The following is a 25,032-nucleotide window of genomic DNA, read 5'->3' on the forward strand; positions in this document are numbered from 1 at the left end:
CCCTCGTTCCCCGTCTCTCGGTCAGCGGTCGCGATCGTCGGTGCCGGAATCGTCGTCCCGTTCAGCGGTTTCCGGACCTGCCGACCAGTCACCGAGAACCGGCGGGGATACCAGCGGCAGCGACCCCACCGCTTCCGCACCGTTTCCCTGGGTGCGCAGGTAGCCGGCCACCGTATGCCGGCCGTCACCCTCTCGTGATCCGGCCGAGCGGGCTCCCGGTGGCACGGTGCCACCGGCCGTCGGCCGGGTCGTTCCGGGCACCGTCGATGTCGGCGGGGTCCCCGTCGTGGTGGAGACGGGACCGGCACCTCGCGGCGATATCGTCGTACGCGGGCCTCCAGGGGTGACCGGACCGTTGATCGTCCGTGGCGTGGACGTCGGCGATCCCGGTGTGCCGGTGGGCGTGTTCAGTCCCGGCAACGACAGCGGTGCCGACAGGTTCAGGCTCCGATCGCCCGGCCCGGTGCCGTGCGGGCCGCCGGTGTTGGGACCTGGGGTGTTGGGAGCCGCATTGTTCGGGGAGGCCGTCGGCGATGTGGTGTCCCTGGCCGCGGCGACCTTCCGGTCGTCGACGTTGTTCGTATCCTGTTGACGTGTAGTGGTATTCGTCGTGTCGCGGGCCGTGTTCGGCGACGTGTCGGTGGTCGTGGTGGTATTCGGCGTTGTCCGGGTGTGTGGTTGTCCGGTGATGGTCTGCCGCGCCGTCGCCGCCGGGGAGTTTCCGGAGGTCGTCGTGTCATCGCTCGAATCAGTATGTGTCACAGGAGATATTCTGTTCGGCGCGGTGGTCGTCGACGGTACGGACGCCGATGGATGGACGCTTGCGGTGATGGCTCCGGACGCATGTGTGGTGGCGAACGACGAGAGGGTGGCCATACGCTTGTCGGCGTCCCGCAATTCGCGTTCGGTCGACACATTGATACCCGTGATCGGATACGTGTACGTGGAATTCATCGTCTGCTCAAGGTAGGACCGAATGGTCGCGGTCTGTAACCGTCCAAGACTGGAGGTGGCATACCCTTGCAGACTTACCAAATCTGGTTCACGCCCGACCGTCGCACCTACGATACCCCGCGCCGTGCTCGCCGAATCCCGGCCTACGGCAGGCCGCTCGGTTCGGACCCGCAGGTTCCATCCGAGGATGTCGCCCGCATCCCGGCATGCCTCCACACCAACGCCTTTCGCACCGGCATCGCTGAAACTCCCACTCAGTTCGAAGCCGATGCGATGCGCCTCCGAGATCGCGAGGCTCAACGCATCAGTGTCACCGGTGACGTCGCCTCCATTCATCGATCGTACGACGACGAGCACCTCGCCAATACTCATCAAAGCCCACGGACTCCCCACCACAGCCACCCCCGAATCTGTTCACGGCACCTGTCACGCTCTGGACAGCGACGACTCTACCGTGTTCACTGTGACGAGTTAAGTGATCCATCAACAGGTTTCACTTGACAAAGAATGTTCGATACCACAACACGGGGATGCCATGGCAGGCGACAATGAATCACGGGGGCAGCAGTACAACTTCGACACCGGCGACCTGCTGGAGTCCAGTGAGGGATGGTGGAAGGCGCGAGGCAGAGCAGCCGAAACCGCCGCAAACGACCTGCACGCCCTCATCGAGCAGGTCGATCCGATTTTCCGAAAAAACCACTGGGGCGACTGCGTGGAAGGACGCGCCACCCACGAGCTGTTCCGCGGAATCGTAGACACGTGGGTGCTAGACCTTCGAGATCAAGCAGCTTCCGCCCACAACCTGGCCAAATCGTGTTACGCGGCTGCGCGCACAATCTCGGCGGCCGACAGCGAGGCTGCGGATAAGATCCAATCTTATAGCTAGTCATCTTGTATCACAACATGTCTAGCCGGCCGCGTTGGCGTATGCTCTGGTCGCTGGGAGCCGCTTTCGCGACGGTATCCTGCGCGATCGCCGGTGTACCATCACCATCTGCGGACAGCACCGACACCACCAGTACGCCGACGTCTATTCGCCAAACCGACGACCACGGCAAGGAACTGCCGTTTACGACAAAGTTCCCAGATCGGTGGTCGGCCAACAACGACGGAACAACGTACGAACCGTGCACATCCCTCACCGACACCGAGTTGTCCGCTCTGGGTGTCGACCCCACGACCGTCAAAGACGTCGCTTTGGCCAACCACCAAACTGCCCGTGGCTGTATCTGGTCATACCGTGGGCGCTGGATGGGAGGGGTCAGTCATTTCACGGGCGACAAACCGACATTTGAAGAAGAAAAGAAAGACCGGTCGTGGTACGAGAAGTCATACGACATTACGATCGACGGACGCCTGGTGTTGGTCGACTATTGGGATTCGTCCCGCTGCATAACCACTGTCGAGGTCGAGCACGCGTCAGTTTCGACAATCGTCACCCGACTCTGGAATCCACCTCCCGAGTCCGAACTGTGCAACCTGGCAATCGAGTTCACGAAGTTGACACTCCCGAAGATGCCGCCGCCGGCACCTTGACGTCATGACTTGTCGAGGTAGGCAACCTTCTGTGGGGCGAGTATGCCGTCGACGAGCTCGGCGAGCGGGCGATGGTCGGCGAGGGAGAGGTCGGCCGAGACGATCTCTTCGGCGAGTTCGCGGGCGTCGGCGATCACGTCGGCGTCATCGAGCAGCGACAGGAAATGCAGCGACGACTTACCGCCGGACTGTAGCGAACCGAGCACGTCGCCTTCGCGGCGTTGCTGTAGGTCGATCCGAGCGAGTTCGAATCCGTCACCAGACCCGGCGACCGCGGTGAGACGTTCCATCGACTGCGACACCGGGTTGGCCTTGGTCATCAACAGGCACAGTCCGGCGTGCCCGCCGCGGCCGACGCGTCCCCTCAGCTGATGCAACTGGGACACCCCGAACCTGTCGGCGTCGACGATCACCATCATGGTGGCGTTGGGGACATCGACACCGACCTCGATGACCGTGGTGGAGACGACGATATCGACGTCACCGGCACCGAAACGGTCCATCACGAGATTCTTCTCGTCGGCGGGCATCCGTCCGTGGAGCATCTCGATGCTGTGCCCGCCCAGTGGCCCGTTCGACAGTTCTTCGAACATCTCCGACACCGAAGTGGTACGCAGCGCCGGGTCGTCGTCGGCCTTGCGCAGTTCGTCCTCGGGACCGTCGTCGCCGATACGCGAGCAGACCACGTACACCTGCCGACCGGAACCGATCTCCTCGGCCGCACGCGCCCACACCCGATCAACCCATTTGCCGTTACCCATCGGGACAACCGTGGTGCTGATCGGTTGCCGGCCGCGCGGAAGCTCCCGCAATGTCGAGGTGTCGAGATCGCCGAACGCGGTCATGGCGACGGTCCGCGGGATCGGTGTTGCCGTCATCACCAGAAAATGTGGTTGCGCACCGTCTTTGCCCCGCCCCCGGAGAATGTCGCGTTGTTCGACGCCGAACCGGTGCTGTTCGTCGACCACCACCATGCCCAGATCGAAGAAGGTCACGTTCTCCTCGAGGAGTGCGTGGGTACCGATGATGATGCCGGCTTCACCGGTGACCACGTCCAGGAGTGTCTGCCGCTTGCCCTTGGTTCTCATCGATCCGGTGAGCAGCGCGATCTTGGTGGCACCCTCGGCCGCGGTCAGCTCCCCCGCCTCCGCCAGGTCGCCGAGCATCGAGCGAATGGTCCGGTAGTGCTGTGCGGCGAGAACCTCGGTCGGGGCCATCAACACGCACTGGTGGCCGTTGTCGACGACGCGCAGCATCGTGAGCAACGACACCAGCGTCTTACCCGAGCCCACCTCACCCTGCAGCAACCGGCTCATCGGGCTCTCACCGGCCAGGTCCTCGCCGATCTCGGCCACCACTTCCTGCTGCCCCGCGGTGAGTTCGAACGGAAGTCGTCGCAGTAGTTTCGCTTCCAGCCCGTCGGCGACGGGCGGGCAGGATGCCGCGCGTTCGCGGTGACCGCCGATCCGCCGCCGCGCCAGCACGGTCTGGATGGCCAGGGCCTCGTCGAACTTCAGGCGCTCGCGCGCGGCGACGATATCGTCCTCGGTGTCGGGCAGATGGATCTTGCGCAGCGCCTCGTCGGCGGTGATCAGGCCCCGCGACAGCCGCGACCGCTCATCGAGTGCATCCGGTTGCGGAGGCAGCCGGACGAGTACACGGCGCACCGCGTTCCAGATCGTCCACGTCTGGATGTCGCTGGAGGCCGGGTACATCGGGATGATGGGCCGGTCGAACGCGGGCGCCTCCTGGTCTTGTTCCGACAATTCGTTGTCGGCCGTGTACATCTCGGTGGCCATCGCCGAACCGATGACCTTGCCGGTGTCGGCGTCGCCGTCGGGGATCACCGCCCACTGCGGATGCGAGAGCTGCACCTGTTCGCGGAAGTATTTCACCTTGCCCGCCATCATGACCCGCGCACCCGGTTGCAGGGCGCGGCGGATGGCGCGGGGGTTGAAAAAGGTCGCCTCGATCCGCTGATGACCGTCGTCGACAACCACTTTGAGGAACTGGCCGTGCTTGCGCTTCATCGAGATCAGTTGGGACGAGGCGATGGTGCCGACCACGGTGGTCCACTCGCCGGCCTCGAGCCGCTCACGCTGGTCGAGGTGCCCTTGCCGCACATAGCGTCGTGGCGGGTGTCGCAGCAACTCACCGATAGTGGTGATGTTGAGCGAGGCAAGGCCTTCGGTCGTCTTCTTGTCGAGAAGGACATCCGGCGAGTCCTGCAACGACAGCACTATTCGACTCCCACCTGAATCAGATCGTTCCGCTGCCCGGTCTGATATACGAGCAGTTCCACACCAGGGTACGACCGCCGCAGGTGCTGGTCGATGACCGTGACGGTGTCATCGCCGATCTGCGCACCTGCCAGCACCGTCACCATCTCGCCGCCGGTGGCCAGCATGAGGTCGATCAGGGCGGTCGCGGCCTCGGGTTGTTGCTCGGCCACCACCAGGACGTCGCTTCCGATCAGACCCAGGATGTCACCCACATCGCACGTTCCGGCGAGCGTCATCATCTTCGTCTCGGCAACGGTGAGCGAACCCCATCGCGCGCCCGCCGCGGCCTCGGCCATCGCGTAGGCATCGGCGTCGGGTGTTTCGGCGGGATCGTGGACGGCAAGCGCGGCAAGGCATTGCGTCATCGACAGGGTCGGCAACGACACCACCGCACGCTGCGGGGTGCGCACGTCCGAGGTCACCGCCACCAGATCCGCCGACGACATCGCGCCGTTGCCCATCACCACCACGTGGGCGCTGTCGGTGTCGCGGATCGCCTCGGCCAGGTGCTCGGGGGTCAATCCGTCGTCGGCACGCACCACCGCGGCGCCCGCCTCCGCGAACAAGGCGGCCGCACCCTCGCCGCGCACGACCGCGACCACCGCGCGCCGGTGCCGGGGCGGCGGTCCGTCGTTGACGGTCTGCTTCTTGATCTCGTCGAGGGCGAAACATGAGATCCGGATGTCGGAGAGCGTGCCCCGTGCGATACCCGCCTCCACCGCCGCACCCGGCTGATCGGTGTGCACATGCACCGAGAACCGTTCGCCCGCATCGCCCGAACTGTCACCGACGATAACCACCGCGTCGCCGATCTCGTCGAGCCGGGCACGCAGGGTGGCCACATGCTCGGCGGCGCTGCCCTCCAGCAGGAACATCACCTCGTAGTCCATGTCCGACGACGTGCACGCCTCGTCGGCCGAATGTCCGGGTTGACCGCCACCGGTGAGGATTCCGCGATAGCGCCGCCGTCGCTGCGTCACCCCGGTCAGCACCCCGACAAGGGCGTCAGCCAGGACGAGGAAGCCCCGGGCGCCCGCGTCCACCACGCCCGCGGACGCGAGCTCGGGCAACTGCTCGGGGGTGCGTTCGAGGGCTTCGGCGGTGTCGTCGGCAACCGCACGGGCCAGGTCGGCCGGGCTGTCGCCGACGTGCTCGGCGGCGGTCCGGGCGGCGACCGCGACAACTGTGAGCACAGTACCCTCGCGTGGATCGCTCACCGCCCGGACGGCGCCGCGGGCCGCGAGCCGCAGACCGGACGAGTACAGCATGTTGAACGTCGCATCAGGGTCCTGCATCAGCACGTCGGCGGCATCGGCCAGACCGACCAGTACCTGTGACAGGATGATGCCGGAGTTGCCACGCGCCGACGACACCGCGCCGTCGGCCAGCGCGCGGGTCACCGTCGCCAGATCGGCGCGGGCGGGGGTGGCCCGCGCCGCCTCGGCCGCCCCCCGCATCGTGAACAGCATGTTGCTGCCGGTGTCGGAGTCGGGGATCGGAAAGACGTTGAGGTCGTTGATCTCGCCGCGCAGTTCGTCGAGCCCCGCGACGCATGCGTCGGCCCAGTCACGCACCACCTGCGGATTCACCGACGCGGGAAGGGGTCCGTCCGGGGCCGTCATCCACACACCTCTCGCTCTGCCGCGCGTCTGTCGCCGGTCACAATCGGATCGCCGGGTGGTCTGAGACTACCCGGACACCGGCGGTGAGTCGTCCGCACGCGAGCCCGCCCCGGGCGTTCGGGCGGGACACCGGAACCCGGTCCCCCGGCTGCCCGCGCGGGCTGTCGGCGAGTGTCCGTCCCGGTGAGGGGTGCCGGTCAGCTTGCCTGGCCGCGCATACGGGGCAGGACGTAGTGGTCGACGGCGATCGGGCCCGCCTTGACGAAGCCGACCGCCAAGAGGCCGGCGATGAGGGCGAGCGGGAACTCGTAGCCGCCGTCCATCGACCAGAGGCCGGCGTCGAGATGGGCGTAGAAGATGGCGCCGATCATGTCCGCGATCAGGAGGACCGCCGCGAGCGGGAGGGCCAGTCCCACGATCAGCAGGATGCCGCCGATCAGTTCCACCCAGGTTGCGAAGTACGCGGCCGGTCCGGGGGCCGGCACACCCATGGCGTCGAATCCGGCCTTGGTGGCGTCGATGCCGTTGGTGGACAGTTTCTGCCAGCCGTGCATCACGAAGATGTAGCCGAGGATGACACGCGCCACCAGGTGGGCGCCGCTGTTGATTCCGAGCACTGTGTGTTCTCCCAATTTCGTCGTGGTGGTCCCGACCAGAAAAACGGACCGCAGTCCGCTTTGAACAAGGGTAGCGTCTCCGGTCAGCTGTCGCCAGCCGCCCGATTTTGTTCGGGCCGCCCGGTCCGGCTACTCTTGCAGGGTTGCCTTGTGACGTCCGCGGCCATCCGGCCGCCGGTACGCCCGAGGTAGAACCACCGACCATCCATCTACCCAAGGGAGTTCGAACATGGCTGCCGTCTGCGATATCTGCGGCAAGGGCCCGGGCTTCGGCAAGTCCGTCTCGCACTCACACCGTCGCACCAACCGTCGGTGGAATCCCAACATCCAGTCCGTTCGCGTGGAGGTCGCCCCCGGCAACCGCAAGCGCAAGAACGTCTGCACCTCGTGCTTGAAGGCCGGCAAGACCAGCGTCTAGCCCTACCGACCCGACATCGGCGGTCGCCCACACCTGGTGGGCGTGCCGTCGATGTTTGTTTTACGGACAGCCCAGTGTGCTTGTGCGGACAATCCATTCAGCGACCGAACACTCGCTCGCGCCCGGTGACCGGAACCACGAACCGCCCCGATAATGTTCTCGGCATGACCGCACCCACAGATCCCTCGACCGGCAACGTCGTCTCCCAGGACGGCCACGTCCTGATCGTCCCCATCGCCGACCCGGCAGCCGGCACCGCGATGGCCCGCGACACCATCCTCGACGGCGCGGCAGCTCTGCAGGCCGTCGCCCGCGGCGACCGCGATGCCAGAGTCCTCCTGCTCTCCGGTCGCGGTGCCAACTTCTGCGCCGGCGGCAATGTGCGGGCGTTCGCCTCCGCCGACGACCGTTCGGCATACCTGCGTGGGCTCGCCGACGACGCGCACGCCTTCGTCCGCGCCATCTACGAAGCCGACATCCCCGTCGTCGTCGCCGCCAAGAACTGGGCAGCGGGCATCGGGATGAGCTTCGTTCTGCACGGTGACGTCGTCATCGGCGGCCCGTCCACCAAACTCCAGCCCGCGTACGGCGGCATCGGCCTGTCCCCCGACGGCGGCATGAGCTGGGCGCTGCCCCGCGCCATCGGCGCCGCGCGCGCCCGCAATGTCATCCTCACCAACCGCGTCATCACCGCCGACGAGGCCCTGTCCTGGGGCATCCTCTCCGAGATCGTCGACGACGATCAGGTGAACGCGGTGGCCCTCGAACGCGCCCGAAAGATCGCCGCAGGACCGGTGAACGCGATCCGGGCGGCGCGCAGACTGCTCAGCACGTCGGCGGGCAACTCCTTGGACGAACACCTCAACATCGAGGCCCGGTCCATCTCGACCCTCGCCGGGCGGCCCGAGGGCATCGAGGGTGTGGATGCGTTCATCGGAAAGCGCAAGCCCAACTGGGGGTGACCGCTACGGCAGTCGCCAGTCGACGGGTTCGGCGCCGAGGTCTTCCAGAGCCTCGTTGGCCTGGCTGAACGGCCGGGAACCGAAGAACCCGCGGCTGGCGGACAGCGGCGACGGATGTGCCGACTTGATCACCGGCACATCCGGCAGCCACTCCTCCAGACTTTGCGCGTCACGGCCCCACAGGATCGCCACCAGCGGTTCGGCCTCGCGCGCGACGAGGGCCTTGATGGCACATTCGGTGACCTGCTCCCAGCCCTTCTTACGGTGCGATCCGGCCTCTCCCGGCCGCACCGTGAGGACTCTGTTGAGCAGCAGGACACCGTTGTCGGCCCACGGGGTGAGGTCACCGGTGCCGGGCATCGGGTAGCCCAGATCCTGGCAGTACTCGGTGTAGATATTCGCCAGCGACCGTGGGATCGGCGAAACATCAGGTGCCACAGAGAAACTCAGTCCGACCGCGTGCCCGGGGGTGGGATAGGGATCTTGTCCGACGATCAGCACCCGCACGTCGTCGAACGGATAGGTGAAGGCGCGCAAGACATTCGCTCCGGCCGGCAGGTACCGGCGCCCGGCCGTCACCTCGTCCCGGAGGAACTGTCCCATCTCGGTGACGATCGGTTCGACCGGCTCCAGCGCCCGCGCCCACCCCGGATCGACCAATTCGGACAGTGGTTTCGGGCTCAATCGAGTCTCCTCAGTTCACGCCGGTAGTACTGGGCGTTCTCGTAATACATCGTCGCGTTCAGGTCCAGGTGCCCCTCGGGCACCTCATAGCCCTGGCGGATCTTGGCCGGCACGCCGAGCGCCATCTGCCGCGGCCCGACGGTGAACCCGAACGGGATCACCGCACCCGCCCCGACGATCGCCCCGTCGCCGATCACCGAACCGTTGAGCACGATCGAGCCGGAGGCGATGAGTACGTCGTTGCCGATGGTGGATCCCTCGATGTGGGCGTTGTGGCCGACGACGCAGCCCTCCCCCAGCACCGTCGCGTCGACCATAGTGCAGTGGATGACGGTGCCGTCCTGAATATTGCTGCGCGCACCGATGGTGATGGCACCGTAGTCACCGCGAAGCACCGCCCCCGGCCACACCGACACCCCGTCGCCGAGGGTCACCGCACCGATCACGGTGGCGTCGGGATGGACGTAGGAGTCCTTCCCCAAGGTCGGTTCACGGTCGCCGAGTGCGTAGATCGCCATTCCACGATCTAACCATCGAACGATTGCCAGCCACGCACCGCTCCGGCGGGTGCCCCGTCGATCAGTACCCCGTCGATCAGTACCTCGTCGATCAGTACCCCGGCCGCGCCCGGCGGCTGCGCCCGGACATCACCGATGACGGTCCAGCCGGACGGCACCTGGTCGGCCCGCCCGAACGCGGCCAGCAGCTGGTGGTCCTCACCCCCGGCCAGCACCCAGTCCGTCGCGTCCGAACCGAGCGCGGCGGCCGCCGCGCCGAGTGCCGCGGGCCTCGGCACCGCGTCGGTATCGACGGCCACCCGCACCCCGGACCTGTCGGCCATGGTGATCAGTTCCTCGATGAGCCCGTCGGAGACGTCGGTCATCGCATGGGCTCCGGCCGCGGCGGCGATCACACCCTGTCCGAGGTCGGGGCCGGGAATCCGGAACGCTGCGACGAGCTCGGCGAAGTCGTCACCCAGGTCGCGACGACCGGACAGCAGGATCGCCAGGCCGGCGGCCGATCCGCCGAGCGGGCCGCTGACGGCCAGCACATCACCGGGCCGGGCACCGCCGATCGGTACCGGCCGGTACCCGTCCATGGCACCGAGCGCGGTCACGGTGATCACGATCTGGTCCGCCGCGACGAGATCGCCGCCGAGCAACACCGCGCCGAGGTCTGCGGCGGCGTCGACGATGCCACGATTGATACCGGTCACCGCCTCGACGGCCGTCGAGGCTGGTACCGCGATGGACACGACGACCCCCGTGATGCGCGCCCCCATCGCGGCGACATCGGCGGTGGCCTGCACGACCGCCCGCGCACCGATCTGCCACGGCGACGACAGGTCGAGCCGGAAGTGGCGCCCCTCGACGAGGGTGTCGGTACTGATCGCCGTGTGACCCGGGGACCGGAATACCGCGGCATCGTCGCCGGTGCCCACCACGGTGATGCCGGACACCGGCGTACCTGTGCCACCGGGCGGATCGGCGGCGCGCGTCAGTTCGGTCAGCACGCCGCGCTCGCCCACCTCTCCTACGGTGCGCCCGGGCGGCGGTGCCGGCGCCGGGCCGGGAGCAATCGGTTCCACTGGATCTCCTGGCCGGGTCGTTTGAGTCGCGCGCACCTGCGTTGTCGGCGACAATATGGCGACAGTGTAGGGGTCGGCGCACCCGCGCCGGCGTCACGCCGTGGCGGCAGGTGCTGCCGGTGCCGGTGGCCATCTCGGCGCCGCCGACGGAACACGGCGCGGGGCACCACGGTGCCGGCGCAGGACGGAGGACGCGAATGGTTCAGGCATACATACTGATTCAGACCGAGGTAGGGCGGGCCGCACTGGCCGCCGCGGCGATCGCGGAGATCAGCGGGGTGTCCTCGTCCGAGGAGGTCAGCGGACCGTACGACGTGATCGTGCGCGTGGAAACCACCGACGCCGGTCGGCTCACCGAGGACATCGTGCCGCAGATCCAGAAGGTCGACGGCATCACCCGCACCCTGACCTGTCCGGTCGTCGGGGCCCGCTGAGACCGGTGGGCCCCCGCCTGGGGACCCGCGCCGGTGCCCATGCGCGCCGCGTTTAGCCTTGGTGTTGTGAACGACTCAGGATCCGGGCAGTCCGACGACCGGTCGCCCGCCGCCGGCAGCAGCCCCGCCGGCGACGGGCCCGGCGCGCCCGCCCCCGCGGACACCTCTCCCCCGGCCGATACCCCCGGTCCAGATGTCACCGGCACCGGTACCCGGGCTGTTCCGGCACCGCGCGATGATTCGCGCCGACTCAGCCCCGCACTGATCGCGACCCTGGTCACCATCCCCGTGGTGGTGCTGACCTTCTTCATCGTGGTGGCGGCACTGAAGCCCGATGCCGAGGCCAACCCGGTCGCGTCCTTGGCCGCGCCGGGGTCGTCGTCGACGGAATGCGCCGCACTCGTGGACGCACTACCCGACCGATTCGACGGTTTCTCCGACAAGAAGACATCCGACGACGGGCTGGTGCGATACACCTCCTCTGACGGCGACATCGTGCTGCGGTGCGGTGTCGACCGGCCCGCGGGCCTGGCCCCGACCAGCAATCTGCAGGTGGTCAATCCCGTGCAGTGGTTCATGACCGACACCCGCGACGGGTCCGGCCAGGCGTACGTGAGCGTCGACCGTCGCCCCTACGTGGCGTTGTGGTTGCCGGTCAACGCCGGCAATGCACCGATCACCGATATCTCCGCGATCATCAGCAAGACCCTGCCGATGGCCCCACTGGACTTCGGCTGACCCTGATCTCGGCCGACCCGGATATCGGTCGGTACAGTCGAGCGCTCAGGCGGTGGGGCGGCCGTAGGTCTCGGGTTTGCGGCTACGGCCCAGCAGCGAGCTGACCGCCTCTCCCGTCGACATCCCCTCGTGGCAGACGGCGGCGACGGCATCGGTCAACGGCATCTCCACACCGTGCTCGCGGGCGAGCGCGCGCACCGACACACACGACTTGACGCCTTCGGCGACCTGCCCGTTGGTGGCCGCCTGCGCCTCCTCCATCGTCGCGCCCTCACCCAGTTTTGCGCCGAAGGTGCGGTTGCGTGAGAGCGGCGAGGAACAGGTGGCGACGAGATCCCCGACCCCGGCCAGCCCCGCGAACGTCTCGGCCTGCGCCCCCAGGGCATGACCGAGCCGGATGGTCTCGGCCAGCCCCCGGGTGATGATGCTGGCCAGGGTGTTCATGCCGAAGCCCATCCCGCCCGCCATCCCGCATGCCAGCGCGATCACGTTCTTGACGGCGCCGCCGATCTCGCAGCCGACGACGTCGGTGTTGGTGTACGGACGGAAGTAAGCGGTGGAGAACGCGGCCTGCAGCTCGGTGGCGCGTGCCTCGTCCGGGCATGCGATCACCGTCGCGGCCGGCTGCTGCTCGGCCACCTCGCGAGCCAGATTCGGTCCGCTGAGTACGGCGATCTGGTCGGCGGGAAAACCACTGACCTCCGCGATCACCTCGGTCATCCGCATCAGGGTGCTGGTTTCCACGCCCTTGGCCAGGGACACCAGCGATGCCGTGGGCCGCAGGTGTTCGCGCCATTCGGCGAGATTCGCGCGCAGCGACTGCGACGGCACCGCGCACACCACGATGTCCGCGCCGCTCAACGCCTCGGGCACCGACGACGTCGCCCGCAGGGACTCGGGCAGCGCGATCCCCTTCAGATAATCGGGATTGGTGTGAGCGGTGTTGATCGCCTCGGCCAGGGCCGGGCGACGCGCCCACATCGTGGTCTCGACACCGGCATCGACCAGCACTTTCGCGGTTGCCGTCCCCCACGATCCGGATCCCATCACCACAGCACGCACACACAGTCCTCTCGCCGGGCCACACTCTCGGGCAGTCGATCCGCCATCGGGCCACCCGCCGACCCGCCGGGCCACCCGTCCTTACCGACACAGTAGCGCTCGTGCACCGCGCGGCGGGACCGCATCGGCGCGCCGCCCCGGCACCCCCTCGCAGCCCGCCGGGCCGTCGGCCATGATGGAGGCCATGACCATGCCAGCCGACCGGCCGGATCACCGACCCGCGACGGACCACACCGCCGCGATTCTGGCGGTGAAGTCCCTGGCCGACGCCAAGTCCCGGCTCACCGGCTGGGACGATCACAACCGCCGCGCACTGGTGACCGCGATGCTCGCCGACACGATCGCCGCGATCCGCGCGGCCGGATGCCCGCATGTGTGGGTGGTCTCGCCCGACCCGGTGGTCCTGCGGGAGGCCGCCGACTCGGGCGCGACTGGGATCGCCGAGACCCTCACCGGCACCGGCGACGGCCTGAACCTCGCGATGGCCGAGGGGATCGGCGCGGCTCGCCGCCGGCTCCCCGAACTGCGCCGGGTGCTGCTGGTCCAGGCGGACCTGCCCGCGGCCACCGGTAAGCAGATCCTCGAGGCACTCGTCGCGGCTGCCCCGCATCGTCAGGCGCTGGTGGCAGATGTGCGCGGCGACGGCACCGCCATGCTGGTGCGCGATGCCCACATCGGCACACCGACCCGCTTCGGCCCCGACTCGGCCGCGCTGCACCGCCGCGACGGGGCGACCGAACTCGATCCCGGGCGCGCCCGATGGCCCGGACTGCGCCGCGACGTCGACACCGCCGAGGATCTGGTCGCGGCGGCGGCCCTGGGGGTGGGCGTCCGCACGGCGCGGGTCCTGTGTGATGGTCCCGACCCCGATATCCCCGGTACCGCGGAATGTTCACCCACCGCATGCCATCGCGGACGCGGATACGTCATGATTGACCGGTGAGCCCTGCCGACGACACCGCAAGCCCCGACAGCGTCAACACGATCCCCTCCCAGGCGGCCGCGGCCGGTGACGGCCCGGATGTGGCGATTCCGGGAGCGCCACCGGCGGCCACACTCAGCCCCGATGAACTCACCGATCTGCCCGACGACCGCTATCTCAACCGTGAATTGAGTTGGCTGGACTTCAACTCCAGGGTTCTGGCGCTGGCCGAGGACACCTCGCAGCCGCTGCTGGAGCGGGCCAAGTTCCTGGCGATCTTCGCCTCGAACCTCGACGAGTTCTTCATGGTCCGGGTGGCCGGTCTCAAACGTCGAGACGAAACCGGACTGTCGGTGCGGTCGGCCGACGGGCTGTCGCCGCGCGAGCAGTTGCAGCGGATCGCCGGCCGTACCCAGACGATCGCCGACCGGCACGCCCGGGTGTTCCTCGACATGGTGCAGCCTGAGTTGGCGGAGAACAACATTCACGTGGTGGGCTGGAACGATCTGTCACCGCAACAACGCGAGCGGCTCGTCCAGTACTTCAACGAGCAGGTGTTCCCGGTCCTCACCCCACTGGCCGTCGACCCGGCCCACCCGTTCCCCTACATCAGCAGCCTGAGCCTGAATCTTGCTGTCACGGTTCGTGACTCTCCAGAAGGACCGGAGCACTTCGCCCGCGTCAAGGTCCCGGACAATGTGAAGCGCTTCGTCCGCGTCGACACCCTCATCCCCGAGCCGGACAGCTCCGACGACGGACCCGCCGCGGCGGTCTTCCTGCCCACCGAACGGCTGATCGCGGCCAACCTCGAGCATCTGTTCCCTGGCATGGAGGTCGCCGACTGCCATGCCTTCCGTGTCACCCGGAACGCCGATTTCGAGGTCGACGAGGACCGCGACGAGGACCTGCTGCAGGCCCTCGAACGTGAGCTGGCTCGTAGACGATTCGGCTCACCGGTCCGCCTGGAGGTGGCCGATGACATGACCGAGCACATGCTCGAGCTGCTCCTGCGCGAACTCGACGTCAACCCCGCCGACGTGATCCAGGTGCCCGGCCTGCTCGACCTGTCGTCGCTGTTCGAGATCTACGGGGTGGATCGCCCACAGCTCAAGGACCGCCCGTTCGTGCCGGCCACCCACCCGGCGTTCGGTGAAAGGGAAACGCCGCGCAGCATCTTCGCCACCCTCAAGGAGGGTGATGTGCTGGTCCACCACCCGTACGACTCGTTCTCCACCAGCGTGCAGCGGTTCATCGAGCAGGCGGCGGCCGACCCGCACGTGCTGGCCATCAAGCAGACCCTGTACCGCACCTCCGGTGATTCACCGATCGTCAACGCCCTCATCGACGCCGCCGAGGCCGGCAAACAGGTTGTGGCGCTGGTGGAGTTGAAGGCACGCTTCGACGAGCAGGCCAACATCCGCTGGGCCCGCAAACTCGAGCAGGCGGGCGTACACGTGGTGTACGGCCTCGTCGGACTCAAAACCCACTGCAAGACGTGCCTGGTGGTGCGGCGCGAGGGATCGACGATCAAACGGTACTGCCACATCGGCACCGGCAACTACAATCCCAAGACCGCGCGCCTGTACGAGGACATGGGCCTGTTCACCGCAGCACCGGATGTGGGCGCGGACCTCACCGATCTGTTCAACACGCTCACCGGATACTCGCGCAAGACCGGCTACCGCAACATCCTGGTGTCGCCGCACGGAATCCGGTCGGGCATCGTGGACCGGATCGCCGCCGAGATCGACCGCAGCCGTGCCGGCGACAAGCGTGCGCGAATTCAGCTGAAGGCCAACGCGCTCGTCGACGAGCAGATCATCGACGCGCTCTACCGGGCCTCGCAGGCCGGGGTGCCGGTGGATGTGGTGGTGCGGGGTATCTGCGCGTTGCGACCGGGCATACCGGGACTCAGCGAGAACATCGTCGTCCGTTCCATCCTCGGCCAATTCCTGGAACATTCGCGCATCCTGCATTTCAGTTCGGTGGACGAGTACTGGATCGGTTCGGCCGACATGATGCACCGCAACCTCGACCGGCGCGTCGAGGTGATGGTGCAGGTGCGCGACGCGCACTCGGTGGTCGAGATCCGTGACATGTTCGATTCGGCGCTCGACGCGCGCACCCGCTGCTGGGTATTGCAGTCCGACGGCAGTTGGCTGGCCTCACCCGCCGCGGGCGAGGAGGTGCGCGATCATCAGCTCCAGATGATCAGGCGCCACCGCCGCCGTCCCGAGCGTTCCGCCTGACCCGTCATGTCCAAGAACGACAAGACGGTGTGGGCGGCCGGGGGCGTGCTGTGGCGCAAGGAGTCCGACGACTCGCCGGTGGAGGTGGGGCTGGTCCATCGGCCCCACTACGACGACTGGTCGCTGCCCAAGGGCAAAGCCGACGCGGGCGAGACGCTGGCCGACACGGCCGTCCGAGAGCTGGCCGAGGAGACCGGGCATGCGGTCCGGCTCGGACGCTGGCTGCGCGATGTGACCTACCGGCTGCCGCGCGGCGACAGCAAACACGTCCGCTACTGGTCGGCGCGGGCGATCTCGGGATCGTTCGAAGCCAATCACGAGGTCGATCGCGTCGAGTGGTTGCCGATACCCGCCGCCCGCGAACGGCTCTCCTACCGGCTGGACCAGAAGGTCCTCGATGAGTTCACCCGTCTGCCCGCCGACCTGCATACCGTGCTGCTGGTGCGCCATGCCAAGGCGGGCAACCGTTCCGACTACCGGGGTGACGACCGCGAGCGTCCTCTCGATGACTCCGGCCACGAGCAGGCCGAGGCATTGGCGCCGCTGCTGGCCGCGTATGGCGCGCAGAAGCTGCACGCCGCCGACAGGGTGCGCTGCCGACAGACGCTGGCCCCGCTGGCCGAACGTCTCGGTGCCGGTGTGCACGACGAGCCCGCGTTGTCGGAGGAAGGCTATCGCGGCGACCCGGCCCGCGCGCTGGCCCGCATCATCCACATCGCGTCCCACGCGCGCATCCACGCGGTGTGCAGCCAGGGCAAGGTGGTTCCGCCGCTGCTCGCGGAGTGGAGTCGGCGCAGCGGGATCCGGCTTCCGGATGTCGGCAATCACAAGGCCAGCATGTGGGTACTGACCGTCGACGGCCCCGTTCTGGTTGCCGCGGACTATTGGGACAGCCCACTGCCCGGCGCCGACCGGACACCGTCCGGGTTCATCGGCGGCACTTCCGCATCCGCTCCCGCCACATCGGCGCCATAGGGATCACATCGACACCGTAGGGACCACAACACAATCCTGCCCCCGACGGGGGAAGTCCGTCGGGGGCAGGAGTGGGCTGAACGTGGTCGGACCAGAGTTCGGCTAGCGGCTGCTGCGGCGGGTGGTCTTCGCCGGAGCCTTCTTGGCGGCCGTGGTCTTCTTCGCCGCGGTGGTCTTCTTGGCCGCGGTGGTGGTCTTCGCCGGAGCCTTCTTGGCGGCCGTGGTCTTCTTCGCCGCGGCGGTGGTGGTGGTCTTCTTGGCAGCCGCGGTGGTGGTGGTCTTCTTGGCCGCGGTGGTCTTCTTGGCAGCCGCGGTGGTGGTGGTCTTCTTGGCCGCGGTGGTCTTCTTGGCAGCCGCGGTGGTGGTGGTCTTCTTGGCCGCGGTGGTCTTCTTGGCCGCGGCCTTCTTGGCGGCCGCGGTGCTGGCGGCACTGCCGCGCTTGACGGCCGGGCCGGTAGCCGACAACTTCTGCTTTCCGGCGACGACAGCCTTGAACTGCGCACCCGGACGGAACGCGGGCACCGAGGTGGCCCGGACCTTCACGGTCTCACCGGTGCGCGGGTTACGCGCCACACGCGGTGCGCGCTTGCGCTTCTCGAAGACACCGAAGCCGGTGATGGTGACACTCTCGCCGCGATGGACCGCGCGCACGATCGTGTCGACGACCAGCTCGACCGCCTCTGTCGCGGTCTTCCGATCCGCGTCGAGCTTCTTGGTCAGCTCGTCGATGAGCTCTGCCTTGTTCATGTTGGGTACCTCCGCAAGCCGTTGTAAACCACTCCGAACGTGGTCACTTAACCACACACGGTAAACGTCGGAACCGAAAAGGTCCATCTTCCACACGAATTAGTGAGGCGTGTCCCGAAACGTCAAGGGGTATGCGGCTTGCCGTAATCCCCGAACAGGACCCTCGGGTATGGTCCCGGTGGAGGTCATACCCGAGGGGCCGAGATCACTGTCCCAGCGTCGTCGGCTTCCATGCCGGACGCGACTTCTCGTACTCGGAAATCGCTTCTACCTGGCGCAATGTCAGTCCGATGTCGTCCAGGCCCTCCATCAGGCGCCAGCGTGTGTAGTCATCAATCGCCAACGGCACCACAAGGTCTCCGGCGGTCACCGTCTTATCCTCAAGGCTCACGGTCAGTTCCAGACCCGGCTCCTGCTCGAGGCGCTTCCACAGCAACTCCACATCGGACTGCTCGACCTGAGCGGCGACGAGACCGGCCTTGCCTGCGTTGCCACGGAAGATGTCCGCGAAGCGGGAGGAGATGACCACCCGAAAGCCGAAGTCCGACAAAGCCCACACCGCGTGCTCACGGGACGAGCCGGTGCCGAAGTCAGGGCCGGCGACCAGAACCGAGCCCCGGCTCCACGGTTCGTTGTTCAGGATGAAGTCGGGATCGGCCCGCCAGCCGGCGAACAGCCCGTCCTCGAAGCCGGTGCGGGTGACCCGCTTGAGGTAGACGGCCGGGATGATCTGGTCGGTGTCGACGTTGCTGCGGCGCATCGGGACGCCGATTCCGGTGTGCGTGATAAAAGGTTGCATGTCAAAGCTTTCGATAGTCTTCGGAAACCGTTGTCCGGCGTGCTGTGGTGTTCGTGGGGTGCGCCGGTCAGGCCAGGTCCGCGGGTGCCGAGAGCGTGCCCCGAACCGCCGTCGCCGCCGCCACCAGCGGCGACACCAGATGCGTACGGCCGCCCTTGCCTTGGCGCCCTTCGAAATTACGGTTGGACGTGGAGGCGCAACGCTCACCCGGCGACAGCTGGTCCGGGTTCATACCCAGGCACATCGAGCATCCGGCCTGACGCCACTCGGCCCCGGCGGCGGTGAAGATCTCACCGAGCCCCTCGTCCTCGGCCTGTGCGCGCACGCGCATCGAGCCCGGCACGATCAGCATCCGCATACCGTCGGCCACGTGGCGGCCTTTGAGGATTCCCGCGACGGCGCGCAGATCCTCGATCCGGCCGTTGGTGCATGATCCGACGAAAACCGTGTCGATCTTCACATTCCGCAGCGGTGTTCCCGCTTCCAGACCCATGTAGTCCAGCGCCTTGGCCGCGGCCAGCGACTCCGTCTCGTCTGCGATCAGCGCCGGGTCGGGCACCCGATCACCCAGCGGGGCACCCTGACCCGGGTTGGTACCCCAGGTCACGAACGGGGTCAACGACGACGCGTCGATGTGCACGTCGGCGTCGAACCGCGCGTCCGGGTCGGTGCGCAGCGAATCCCAGTACGCCACAGCGGCGTCCCAGTCCGCCCCCTTCGGCGCATGCTCGCGGCCTTTGAGGTACTCGTAGGTGACCTCGTCGGGAGCGATCATGCCGGCCCGGGCCCCCGCCTCGATCGACATGTTGCAGATGGTCATCCGCGCTTCCATCGACAGCTTCTCGATCGCCGCGCCGCGATACTCCAGCACGTAGCCCTGACCGCCGCCGGTGCCGATCTTGGCGATCACCGCCAGGATCAGGTCCTTGCTGGTGACGCCCGGCCCCAACTCGCCGTCGACGTTGATGGCCATCGTGCGGAACGGCTTGAGCGACAGGGTCTGCGTCGCCATCACGTGCTCGACCTCCGAGGTGCCGATGCCCATCGCGATGGAACCGAAGGCGCCGTGGGTGGAGGTGTGGCTGTCACCGCAGACGACGGTCATGCCGGGCTGGGTCAGACCGAGCTGCGGGCCGACGACGTGAACAATACCCTGTTCGCGGTTTCCCATGCTGTACAGCCGGACACCGAACTCCTCGCAGTTGCGGCGCAACGTGTCGACCTGCAGTCGGGAGACCTCGTCGGCGATCGGCTTGTCGATATCGATCGTCGGCACATTGTGGTCCTCGGTCGCGATCGTCAGATCGACACGGCGCAGGGGGCGTCCGGCCATCCGCAGACCGTCGAAGGCCTGCGGGCTGGTGACCTCGTGCACCAGATGAAGGTCGATATAGATCAGATCGGGATTCCGGTTGCCGGACTCGTCGACCTCACCACGCACCACAACGTGGTCGTCCCACACCTTTTCGGCAAGGGTTCGCGGCCGGTCCGGGCCGGCGCCGCCGGACCGACCGCGTGTGTCGCCGCCCGCGTTCGCCGACTGCGCGTTCGGTGATTCTTCGATTCGCTCACTGCTCATGGCTGTACCCGCATCTACTCATTCGCCAACCACCCGGGGGCTGTTCCGCATGGCCTTCCGGCTCCGGTGAGGCATTCTCGCACCCGCCCGGAACCAAAATTAGCGATCCCACTATATGGACAGCTAGTATCGTCCTATGGGAAAGGATAGCGCACCCGAGGTCACCAGCGGAATCGGCGTCCTCGATAAATCGGTCACTGTGCTGCGAGCGGTGGCCGACGCTCCGTGCAACCTCGGCGAGCTGTGCGAGCGGACCGGCCTGCCGCGGGCCACCGCGCACCGTCTCGCCGTCGGCCTGGAATCGCACAGGCTGTTGGCGCGCAACGCTTCCGGAAAATGGTACCCGGGCCCGGCGCTGGGCGAGCTGGCGTCCTCGGCCCACGACCCGGTGCGCGAGGCCGCGTTGATGGTGCTGCCGCGACTACGTGAGATCACCGGCGAATCGGTGCAGATCTACCGTCGCGAGGGCACCGAACGTATCTGTGTCGCCGCGATGGAACCGCCCACCGGGCTGCGCGACACCGTGCCGGTGGGCACCCGCTTCCCGATGAACGCGGGTTCGGCGGCCAAGGTCCTGGCCGCCTGGACCGAGGGTGCCACGCAGCGGGCGCTACTCTCGGACAGCGTGTTCGGCGAACGCGCACTGCACGAGATCCGTCGCCGCGGCTGGGCTCAGAGCGCGGGTGAACGCGCGGCAGGGGTGGCCAGCGTGTCCGCACCGGTACGCGACGCCGCCGGCGAGGTGATCGCCGCGATCTCCGTCTCCGGCCCCATCGACAGGATGGGGCGGCGCCCCGGCGCACGCTGGGCGGCCGACCTGCTCGCCGCCGCGGACGCCATCCAGAAGCGTCTGGCGGCAGGCGAATCCTGACCGCGCGGCCCCGTCGAGGCCACGCGGGGACCCGCACGCGGTAATTCGGATGGATGGCGTCCGCCGGGATTGTCTGTATTTTCGCGGGGCCCACGTGCGAGGATCTGTGAGAACACCGATTCGAGAGGACCCCGACATTGGGCAACCCGTACGACCCGACACAGTCGGGCAACCCCCAGCAGTACCCGGGCGGTCAGCAATGGCCGCAGAATCCCGCGCAGAACGTGCCCGGCCAGCAGGCGGGCCACCCCCAGCAGGGATGGCCGGCGCAGGGCGCAGCGCAGCCGCAACCGAACTGGCCCGGCCAGGGCGGTCCGTATCCGTCGCCGACTCCACCGTCCGGCGGCGGCTCCAAGAAGTTGCTGTGGCTCGGCGGCGGTGTCGCCGCACTCGTCGTGGTGGCCATCATCGCCCTGGTCCTAGCCCTGACCACCTCGGGCGACGACAACGACTCCGGCAAGCCGGCGCCTGTGGCCGCGGCCAAGGACCTCGTCCTGTCCGAGTCCGGTTTCCCCAGCTCGGTCGGCGGTGAGTTCTCCACCTCCGACGGCAATGACGACGATGACGATGACGACGTCACCATCGACAACGACGCGTGCAACAGCATCGTCAACGCCGAGTCGGAGGGGAACCGGGAGAAGGCCTCGCGCGAGCTCACGATCTCGCGCTCGGGTACCGGGTCATTCTCCGAGACCTCCTACGAGGCCGAGGTGACCAAACCCGTCGACGGCTCCGAGCTCGACGACTTCGATGACATCGTGTCGAAATGCTCGGACTTCACCATGACCATCAACAACGACGGCACGCCGGTCACAGCGACGATGACGATGTCGACATTTTCGGTCCCCGGCATCACCGGCACCTACAAGGCCGCCACGATGACGGGCGCCTTCGAGATGAGCGGCGTCAAGGTGAACTTGATCATGCACGTCGTGCTCGGCATCGAACGACAGGTCGGCATCGAGATCACCCACAGCCTGGTCAGCACCGGCGCCGAGTCCGCATCGGGTGTCGAATCCGATCTGGCATCGATGTTCAACCAGCAGCGCGAACTGATCGCCAACGCGTCCTGAGCGCCGACACGATCCCGCCCAGAGGCTGAGCGAGGGGGTGTCCACCCGATGTGGTGGACACCCCCTCGCTCTGCGTAGATGATCGCTGCACTGTGTTCATGGCCACCGCCGTGTGTCGCCGATCACCCCGTGGCGATCATCCTCGACGCCCGTGACCGAGCAACGGCCCACACGACGAAGATCGACCCTCACCTTGCCGGTGAGGGTCGATCTCGGTTGTAGCCCCGACGGGATTCGAACCCGCGCTACCGCCTTGAGAGGGCGGCGTCCTAGGCCGCTAGACGACGGGGCCCTAGAACGGTTCCGCCGGCGACATCGTCGCCAGAGAACCCGCATATTCAGTTCTGAACTCTCGTACACGGTAGTGTTGCACACCGTGGTGGGCGAGTGCTCGCTGGGGTACCAGGACTCGAACCTAGAATGGCTGAACCAGAATCAGCTGTGTTGCCAATTACACCATACCCCAAGGGGTTTACCCTCTCGGCCCCCTTCAGGGCCGAGAAGAACCTTAGCAAAGATATACCCCTAAACTACAAATCGGCAGGTCAGAGGCCCTAAACCGGGCAGTTTGCGCGTGCCGAGCGCAGCCGGGCCAGGGTGGTGTCGCGGCCGAGTAGTTCCATCGACTCGAACAGCGGCGGGCTGACCGCCGATCCCGTGACGCCGACACGGACCGGGCCGAAGGCTTTACGCGGTTTGAGCTCCAAACCGTCCACCAGCGCGGCCTGGAGGGCCGACTGGATGGCGTCGGTGGTCCACTCCACCGATTCGAGCGCGGCGACCGCAGCGTCGAGCACGGGGGCCGCGTCGGCGCCCAGATTCTTGGCCGCGGATTTCTCGTCGATGGTGAACTCGTCATCGGAGACATACAGGAACGACATCAGGCCCCACGCGTCGCCGAGAACCTGGATCCGGGTCTGGACCAAGTCCGCGAGAATGGCGAACGCGGCCTCATCGATCTGCTCGGGGAGCAGTCCGTGGCCGACGAGGTAGGTCTTGAGCCTGCCCGCGAAGTCCTCCGGGCTCAGCCGACGGATGTGCTCGGCGTTGATCGCATCCGCCTTCTTCTGGTCGAAGCGGGCCGGGTTGGAGTTGACCGCGCGTACGTCGAAGGCCTCGATCATCTCGTCGAGGGTAAACACGTCGACGTCGGCCTTGTACCCCCAGCCCAGGAGCGCCAGATAGTTCAGCAGCCCCTCGGGCAGGAACCCGCGGTCACGATGGTGCAGGAGATTCGATTCGGGATCACGTTTGGAGAGCTTCTTGTTGCCCTCCCCCATCACGAACGGCAGATGCCCGAACTCGGGCACCCTGTCGGCGATGCCGAGCCGCATCAGTGCCTCGTACAACGCGATCTGCCGCGGCGTGGACGAGAGCAGGTCCTCCCCGCGCAGCACATGCGTGATCTTCATCATGGCATCGTCGACGGGGTTGACGAGCGTGTACAACGGTTTGCCGTTGGCCCTGGTCAACGCGAAGTCGGGCACGGTGCCGGCCTTGATGGTGGTGGTGCCGCGCACCAGATCATCCCAAATCAAGTCACGGTCGGGCATCCGCAGTCGCACAACCGGATTACGCCCCTCGGCCCGGTAGGCGGCACGCTGTTCGTCGGTGAGGTCGCGATCGAAATTGTCGTAGCCGAGCTTGGGGTCGCGGCCCGCTGCGCGATGGCGTGCCTCCACCTCCTCGGGCGTCGAGTACGCCTCGTACGCCTCGCCCGCGTCGAGAAGTCTGCGGACCACATCGTCATGGATGTCCGCGCGTTCGGACTGCCGGTACGGACCGTACGGTCCCCCCACCTCTGGGCCCTCGTCCCAATCCAGCCCCAGCCAGCGCAGCGAATCGAGGATGGCCTCGTACGATTCCTCGCTGTCACGGGCGGCGTCGGTGTCCTCGATTCGGAACACGAAGGTGCCCTTGTTGTGGCGGGCCTGCGCGAAATTGAACAGCGCGGTACGCACCATTCCCACGTGCGGGGTACCTGTCGGCGACGGACAGAAACGGACACGAACCTGATCAGGACTGGACATGCCGATCAGGGTATCGAATCGGGAACAGTGTCCCGCAGCGCGTAGATCAATCGCCACCTGGACTCGTAGCGGACCGGCGACCCACACCCGCCGTGTAGTCCGAACGGATGAACTGTCCGCACTTGAATCCCCTTGACCAGGGCATTCACCCAATCGATGCAGTGTCCCGCGACACATCAGGCAGTGAAGTTATATTTCGCGATCACGCATATCAGATTATTGTTGACACATCGGACAACCAGCCTAGGAATGTCATGCGCATCTCAACCAAAAACCGTGCCCGCATCATCGCCGCAGCCGCCGGTGTCGCACTGCTGGTCAACCCAGGTCAAGCCGCCGCCGACGACACCAGCTCATCCGGGGACTCCACCTCCTCGCAGTCCTCGGACACCGAAAGCTCCTCCGGCGGTGACTCGTCGGCGGGCAGCGGAGCATCGGATGCGCCGAGTTCAAGCGCCTCGGACACCTCCTCGGACACCTCCGGAACGTCCTCAGACTCCTCCGGAACGTCCTCGGATTCGCCGGATTCCTCGGGCGACTCGACCGATTCCTCCAGCGACACCGGTACCGTAGCCCCTGACTCTCCTGACTCGTCTGACACCATCGACACCCCGGACGCGTCGGCACCGGCCACCAGCACCGAACAATCCTCGACCGAACCAGACACCACCAACACAACGCCGCCTGAACCGGCCACCGAGCAAGCCCCGGCCACCGAACCCGCAGCCTCGGACACCTCGATCTGGACCAGCACCGAACCCGATACGAGCGGCTCGACCACCGGATATTCGGCCCCATCGCCCACCGACACGCACGAAACAAACTCCAGTAGCGATAATTCCGCCACCGAGCCCGACTCAAGTACCCCGACCGAACCGGCCGCTGAC

The 25,032-nt window shown here is 67.0% G+C and carries 24 protein-coding genes and 2 tRNA genes; 11 read left to right on the forward strand and 15 right to left on the reverse strand.

Translation table 11 applies throughout. The features are described from left to right. Positions 1–21 precede the first annotated feature (21 nt). Entirely contained in the window at positions 22–954 is a 933-nt protein-coding gene (locus GII31_RS14435; RefSeq protein WP_260840003.1) for a hypothetical protein, read from the reverse strand. Between the two features lie 535 nt (positions 955–1,489). On the opposite strand from GII31_RS14435, the gene GII31_RS14440 reads away from it, so the two are divergent. Together GII31_RS14440 and GII31_RS14445 are read left to right on the forward strand one after the other, a co-directional pair. Further along, on the forward strand, positions 1,490–1,843 hold the full coding sequence (locus GII31_RS14440; RefSeq protein ID WP_213244126.1) for a hypothetical protein: 354 nt from the start codon (positions 1,490–1,492) through the stop codon (positions 1,841–1,843). 41 nt (positions 1,844–1,884) lie between these two features. Next, complete coding sequence (locus tag GII31_RS14445) at positions 1,885–2,493, forward strand: DUF3558 family protein (RefSeq protein ID WP_213244127.1); 609 nt, start codon at positions 1,885–1,887, stop codon at positions 2,491–2,493. A 2-nt stretch (positions 2,494–2,495) separates the two neighbouring features. Here GII31_RS14445 and recG read toward each other — a convergent pair whose 3' ends face one another. The 3 genes from recG to GII31_RS14460 all read right to left on the reverse strand — a co-directional run bounded on the left by recG (position 2,496) and on the right by GII31_RS14460 (position 7,014). Next, positions 2,496–4,733 carry an ATP-dependent DNA helicase RecG gene (gene recG, locus GII31_RS14450; protein ID WP_213244128.1) on the reverse strand — a complete coding sequence of 746 codons (2,238 nt, stop codon included), beginning with the start codon at positions 4,731–4,733 and terminating at the stop codon, positions 2,496–2,498. After that, positions 4,733–6,397: a DAK2 domain-containing protein gene (locus GII31_RS14455; RefSeq protein WP_213244129.1), complete on the reverse strand. Its 1,665-nt coding sequence runs from the start codon at positions 6,395–6,397 to the stop codon at positions 4,733–4,735. Before GII31_RS14455 ends, recG begins: the two co-directional genes overlap by 1 nt. Before the next feature lie 197 nt (positions 6,398–6,594). Then, the gene (locus GII31_RS14460) at positions 6,595–7,014 is read right to left on the reverse strand and encodes a DoxX family protein (RefSeq protein ID WP_213244130.1); all 420 of its coding nucleotides are present in this window, start codon (positions 7,012–7,014) and stop codon (positions 6,595–6,597) included. A 229-nt stretch (positions 7,015–7,243) separates the two neighbouring features. On the opposite strand from GII31_RS14460, the gene rpmB reads away from it, so the two are divergent. After that, the gene (gene rpmB / locus GII31_RS14465; RefSeq protein ID WP_161927841.1) at positions 7,244–7,432 is read left to right on the forward strand and encodes a 50S ribosomal protein L28; all 189 of its coding nucleotides are present in this window, start codon (positions 7,244–7,246) and stop codon (positions 7,430–7,432) included. 164 nt (positions 7,433–7,596) lie between these two features. Beyond that, entirely contained in the window at positions 7,597–8,394 is a 798-nt protein-coding gene (locus GII31_RS14470; protein ID WP_213244131.1) for an enoyl-CoA hydratase/isomerase family protein, read from the forward strand. Between the two features lie 3 nt (positions 8,395–8,397). Here the strand turns inward: GII31_RS14470 and GII31_RS14475 are convergent, their stop codons facing one another. From GII31_RS14475 to thiL, 3 genes are read right to left on the reverse strand one after another with little or no spacing between them, the layout of a single operon-like run. Next, on the reverse strand, positions 8,398–9,078 hold the full coding sequence (locus tag GII31_RS14475; protein WP_213244132.1) for a uracil-DNA glycosylase: 681 nt from the start codon (positions 9,076–9,078) through the stop codon (positions 8,398–8,400). Beyond that, positions 9,075–9,596, reverse strand: coding sequence for a gamma carbonic anhydrase family protein (locus GII31_RS14480; RefSeq protein WP_213244133.1), 522 nt, complete (start codon positions 9,594–9,596; stop codon positions 9,075–9,077). The genes GII31_RS14475 and GII31_RS14480 overlap by 4 nt, the downstream gene beginning before the upstream one ends. 8 nt (positions 9,597–9,604) lie before the next feature. Continuing rightward, a complete protein-coding gene (gene thiL, locus GII31_RS14485) occupies positions 9,605–10,666 on the reverse strand; it encodes a thiamine-phosphate kinase (RefSeq protein ID WP_213244134.1) in 1,062 nt (353 codons plus the stop codon). Between the two features lie 197 nt (positions 10,667–10,863). Between thiL and GII31_RS14490 the strand changes: the two genes are divergently transcribed. Both GII31_RS14490 and GII31_RS14495 read left to right on the forward strand, forming a co-directional pair. Next, positions 10,864–11,100, forward strand: a complete 237-nt coding sequence (locus GII31_RS14490; protein ID WP_213244135.1) for an Lrp/AsnC ligand binding domain-containing protein — start codon at positions 10,864–10,866, stop codon at positions 11,098–11,100. A gap of 66 nt (positions 11,101–11,166) precedes the next feature. Beyond that, entirely contained in the window at positions 11,167–11,838 is a 672-nt protein-coding gene (locus GII31_RS14495; RefSeq protein ID WP_246221881.1) for a DUF3515 domain-containing protein, read from the forward strand. Between the two features lie 45 nt (positions 11,839–11,883). Here GII31_RS14495 and GII31_RS14500 read toward each other — a convergent pair whose 3' ends face one another. Further along, positions 11,884–12,900: an NAD(P)H-dependent glycerol-3-phosphate dehydrogenase gene (locus GII31_RS14500; protein ID WP_213244136.1), complete on the reverse strand. Its 1,017-nt coding sequence runs from the start codon at positions 12,898–12,900 to the stop codon at positions 11,884–11,886. A 184-nt stretch (positions 12,901–13,084) separates the two neighbouring features. Here GII31_RS14500 and cofC point away from each other — a divergent pair, with 184 nt between their 5' ends. From cofC to GII31_RS14515, 3 genes are read left to right on the forward strand one after another with little or no spacing between them, the layout of a single operon-like run. Beyond that, positions 13,085–13,843 carry a 2-phospho-L-lactate guanylyltransferase gene (gene cofC / locus GII31_RS14505; protein ID WP_246221882.1) on the forward strand — a complete coding sequence of 253 codons (759 nt, stop codon included), beginning with the start codon at positions 13,085–13,087 and terminating at the stop codon, positions 13,841–13,843. Further along, on the forward strand, positions 13,840–16,071 hold the full coding sequence (locus GII31_RS14510) for an RNA degradosome polyphosphate kinase (protein WP_407649824.1): 2,232 nt from the start codon (positions 13,840–13,842) through the stop codon (positions 16,069–16,071). Before cofC ends, GII31_RS14510 begins: the two co-directional genes overlap by 4 nt. A 6-nt stretch (positions 16,072–16,077) precedes the next feature. After that, a complete protein-coding gene (locus GII31_RS14515; RefSeq protein WP_213244137.1) occupies positions 16,078–17,046 on the forward strand; it encodes an NUDIX hydrolase in 969 nt (322 codons plus the stop codon). A 102-nt stretch (positions 17,047–17,148) separates the two neighbouring features. Here the strand turns inward: GII31_RS14515 and GII31_RS14520 are convergent, their stop codons facing one another. The 3 genes from GII31_RS14520 to leuC form a co-directional block, all read right to left on the reverse strand. Next, positions 17,149–17,793 (reverse strand): HU family DNA-binding protein, encoded by a 645-nt coding sequence (locus GII31_RS14520; protein ID WP_213244138.1) that lies wholly within the window; start codon positions 17,791–17,793, stop codon positions 17,149–17,151. Between the two features lie 205 nt (positions 17,794–17,998). Further along, positions 17,999–18,592, reverse strand: a complete 594-nt coding sequence (leuD, locus tag GII31_RS14525; RefSeq protein ID WP_213244139.1) for a 3-isopropylmalate dehydratase small subunit — start codon at positions 18,590–18,592, stop codon at positions 17,999–18,001. Between the two features lie 67 nt (positions 18,593–18,659). Beyond that, positions 18,660–20,171: a 3-isopropylmalate dehydratase large subunit gene (leuC, locus tag GII31_RS14530; RefSeq protein ID WP_246221883.1), complete on the reverse strand. Its 1,512-nt coding sequence runs from the start codon at positions 20,169–20,171 to the stop codon at positions 18,660–18,662. 136 nt (positions 20,172–20,307) lie between these two features. Here leuC and GII31_RS14535 point away from each other — a divergent pair, with 136 nt between their 5' ends. Then, positions 20,308–21,042 (forward strand): IclR family transcriptional regulator, encoded by a 735-nt coding sequence (locus GII31_RS14535; protein WP_213244140.1) that lies wholly within the window; start codon positions 20,308–20,310, stop codon positions 21,040–21,042. A 137-nt stretch (positions 21,043–21,179) separates the two neighbouring features. After that, positions 21,180–22,115: a polyadenylate binding domain-containing protein gene (locus tag GII31_RS14540; protein ID WP_213244141.1), complete on the forward strand. Its 936-nt coding sequence runs from the start codon at positions 21,180–21,182 to the stop codon at positions 22,113–22,115. 219 nt (positions 22,116–22,334) lie between these two features. On the opposite strand, the gene GII31_RS14545 is transcribed toward GII31_RS14540, so the two are convergent. The 4 genes from GII31_RS14545 to GII31_RS14560 form a co-directional block, all read right to left on the reverse strand. Beyond that, positions 22,335–22,407: transfer RNA gene (locus GII31_RS14545), tRNA-Glu, on the reverse strand. Between the two features lie 102 nt (positions 22,408–22,509). After that, positions 22,510–22,581, reverse strand: a tRNA-Gln gene (locus GII31_RS14550). 88 nt (positions 22,582–22,669) lie between these two features. Continuing rightward, positions 22,670–24,145, reverse strand: a complete 1,476-nt coding sequence (gene gltX, locus GII31_RS14555) for a glutamate--tRNA ligase (protein WP_213244142.1) — start codon at positions 24,143–24,145, stop codon at positions 22,670–22,672. A gap of 328 nt (positions 24,146–24,473) precedes the next feature. Beyond that, complete coding sequence (locus GII31_RS14560) at positions 24,474–24,956, reverse strand: hypothetical protein (protein WP_260840527.1); 483 nt, start codon at positions 24,954–24,956, stop codon at positions 24,474–24,476. Positions 24,957–25,032 lie beyond the last annotated feature (76 nt).

This window comes from Gordonia pseudamarae (assembly GCF_025273675.1).
Classification (GTDB): domain Bacteria; phylum Actinomycetota; class Actinomycetes; order Mycobacteriales; family Mycobacteriaceae; genus Gordonia; species Gordonia pseudamarae.

Coding starts and splice junctions, on each gene's coding strand:
- GII31_RS14435 (WP_260840003.1), bottom strand. CDS start 954: ATGAATTCCACGTACACGTATCCGATCACGGGTATCAATGTGTCGACC.
- GII31_RS14440 (WP_213244126.1), top strand. CDS start 1,490: ATGGCAGGCGACAATGAATCACGGGGGCAGCAGTACAACTTCGACACC.
- GII31_RS14445 (WP_213244127.1), top strand. CDS start 1,885: ATGCTCTGGTCGCTGGGAGCCGCTTTCGCGACGGTATCCTGCGCGATC.
- GII31_RS14455 (WP_213244129.1), bottom strand. CDS start 6,397: ATGACGGCCCCGGACGGACCCCTTCCCGCGTCGGTGAATCCGCAGGTG.
- rpmB (WP_161927841.1), top strand. CDS start 7,244: ATGGCTGCCGTCTGCGATATCTGCGGCAAGGGCCCGGGCTTCGGCAAG.
- GII31_RS14470 (WP_213244131.1), top strand. CDS start 7,597: ATGACCGCACCCACAGATCCCTCGACCGGCAACGTCGTCTCCCAGGAC.
- GII31_RS14480 (WP_213244133.1), bottom strand. CDS start 9,596: ATGGCGATCTACGCACTCGGCGACCGTGAACCGACCTTGGGGAAGGAC.
- GII31_RS14490 (WP_213244135.1), top strand. CDS start 10,864: ATGGTTCAGGCATACATACTGATTCAGACCGAGGTAGGGCGGGCCGCA.
- cofC (WP_246221882.1), top strand. CDS start 13,085: ATGACCATGCCAGCCGACCGGCCGGATCACCGACCCGCGACGGACCAC.
- GII31_RS14515 (WP_213244137.1), top strand. CDS start 16,078: ATGTCCAAGAACGACAAGACGGTGTGGGCGGCCGGGGGCGTGCTGTGG.
- GII31_RS14520 (WP_213244138.1), bottom strand. CDS start 17,793: ATGAACAAGGCAGAGCTCATCGACGAGCTGACCAAGAAGCTCGACGCG.
- leuD (WP_213244139.1), bottom strand. CDS start 18,592: ATGCAACCTTTTATCACGCACACCGGAATCGGCGTCCCGATGCGCCGC.
- leuC (WP_246221883.1), bottom strand. CDS start 20,171: ATGAGCAGTGAGCGAATCGAAGAATCACCGAACGCGCAGTCGGCGAAC.
- GII31_RS14535 (WP_213244140.1), top strand. CDS start 20,308: ATGGGAAAGGATAGCGCACCCGAGGTCACCAGCGGAATCGGCGTCCTC.
- gltX (WP_213244142.1), bottom strand. CDS start 24,145: ATGTCCAGTCCTGATCAGGTTCGTGTCCGTTTCTGTCCGTCGCCGACA.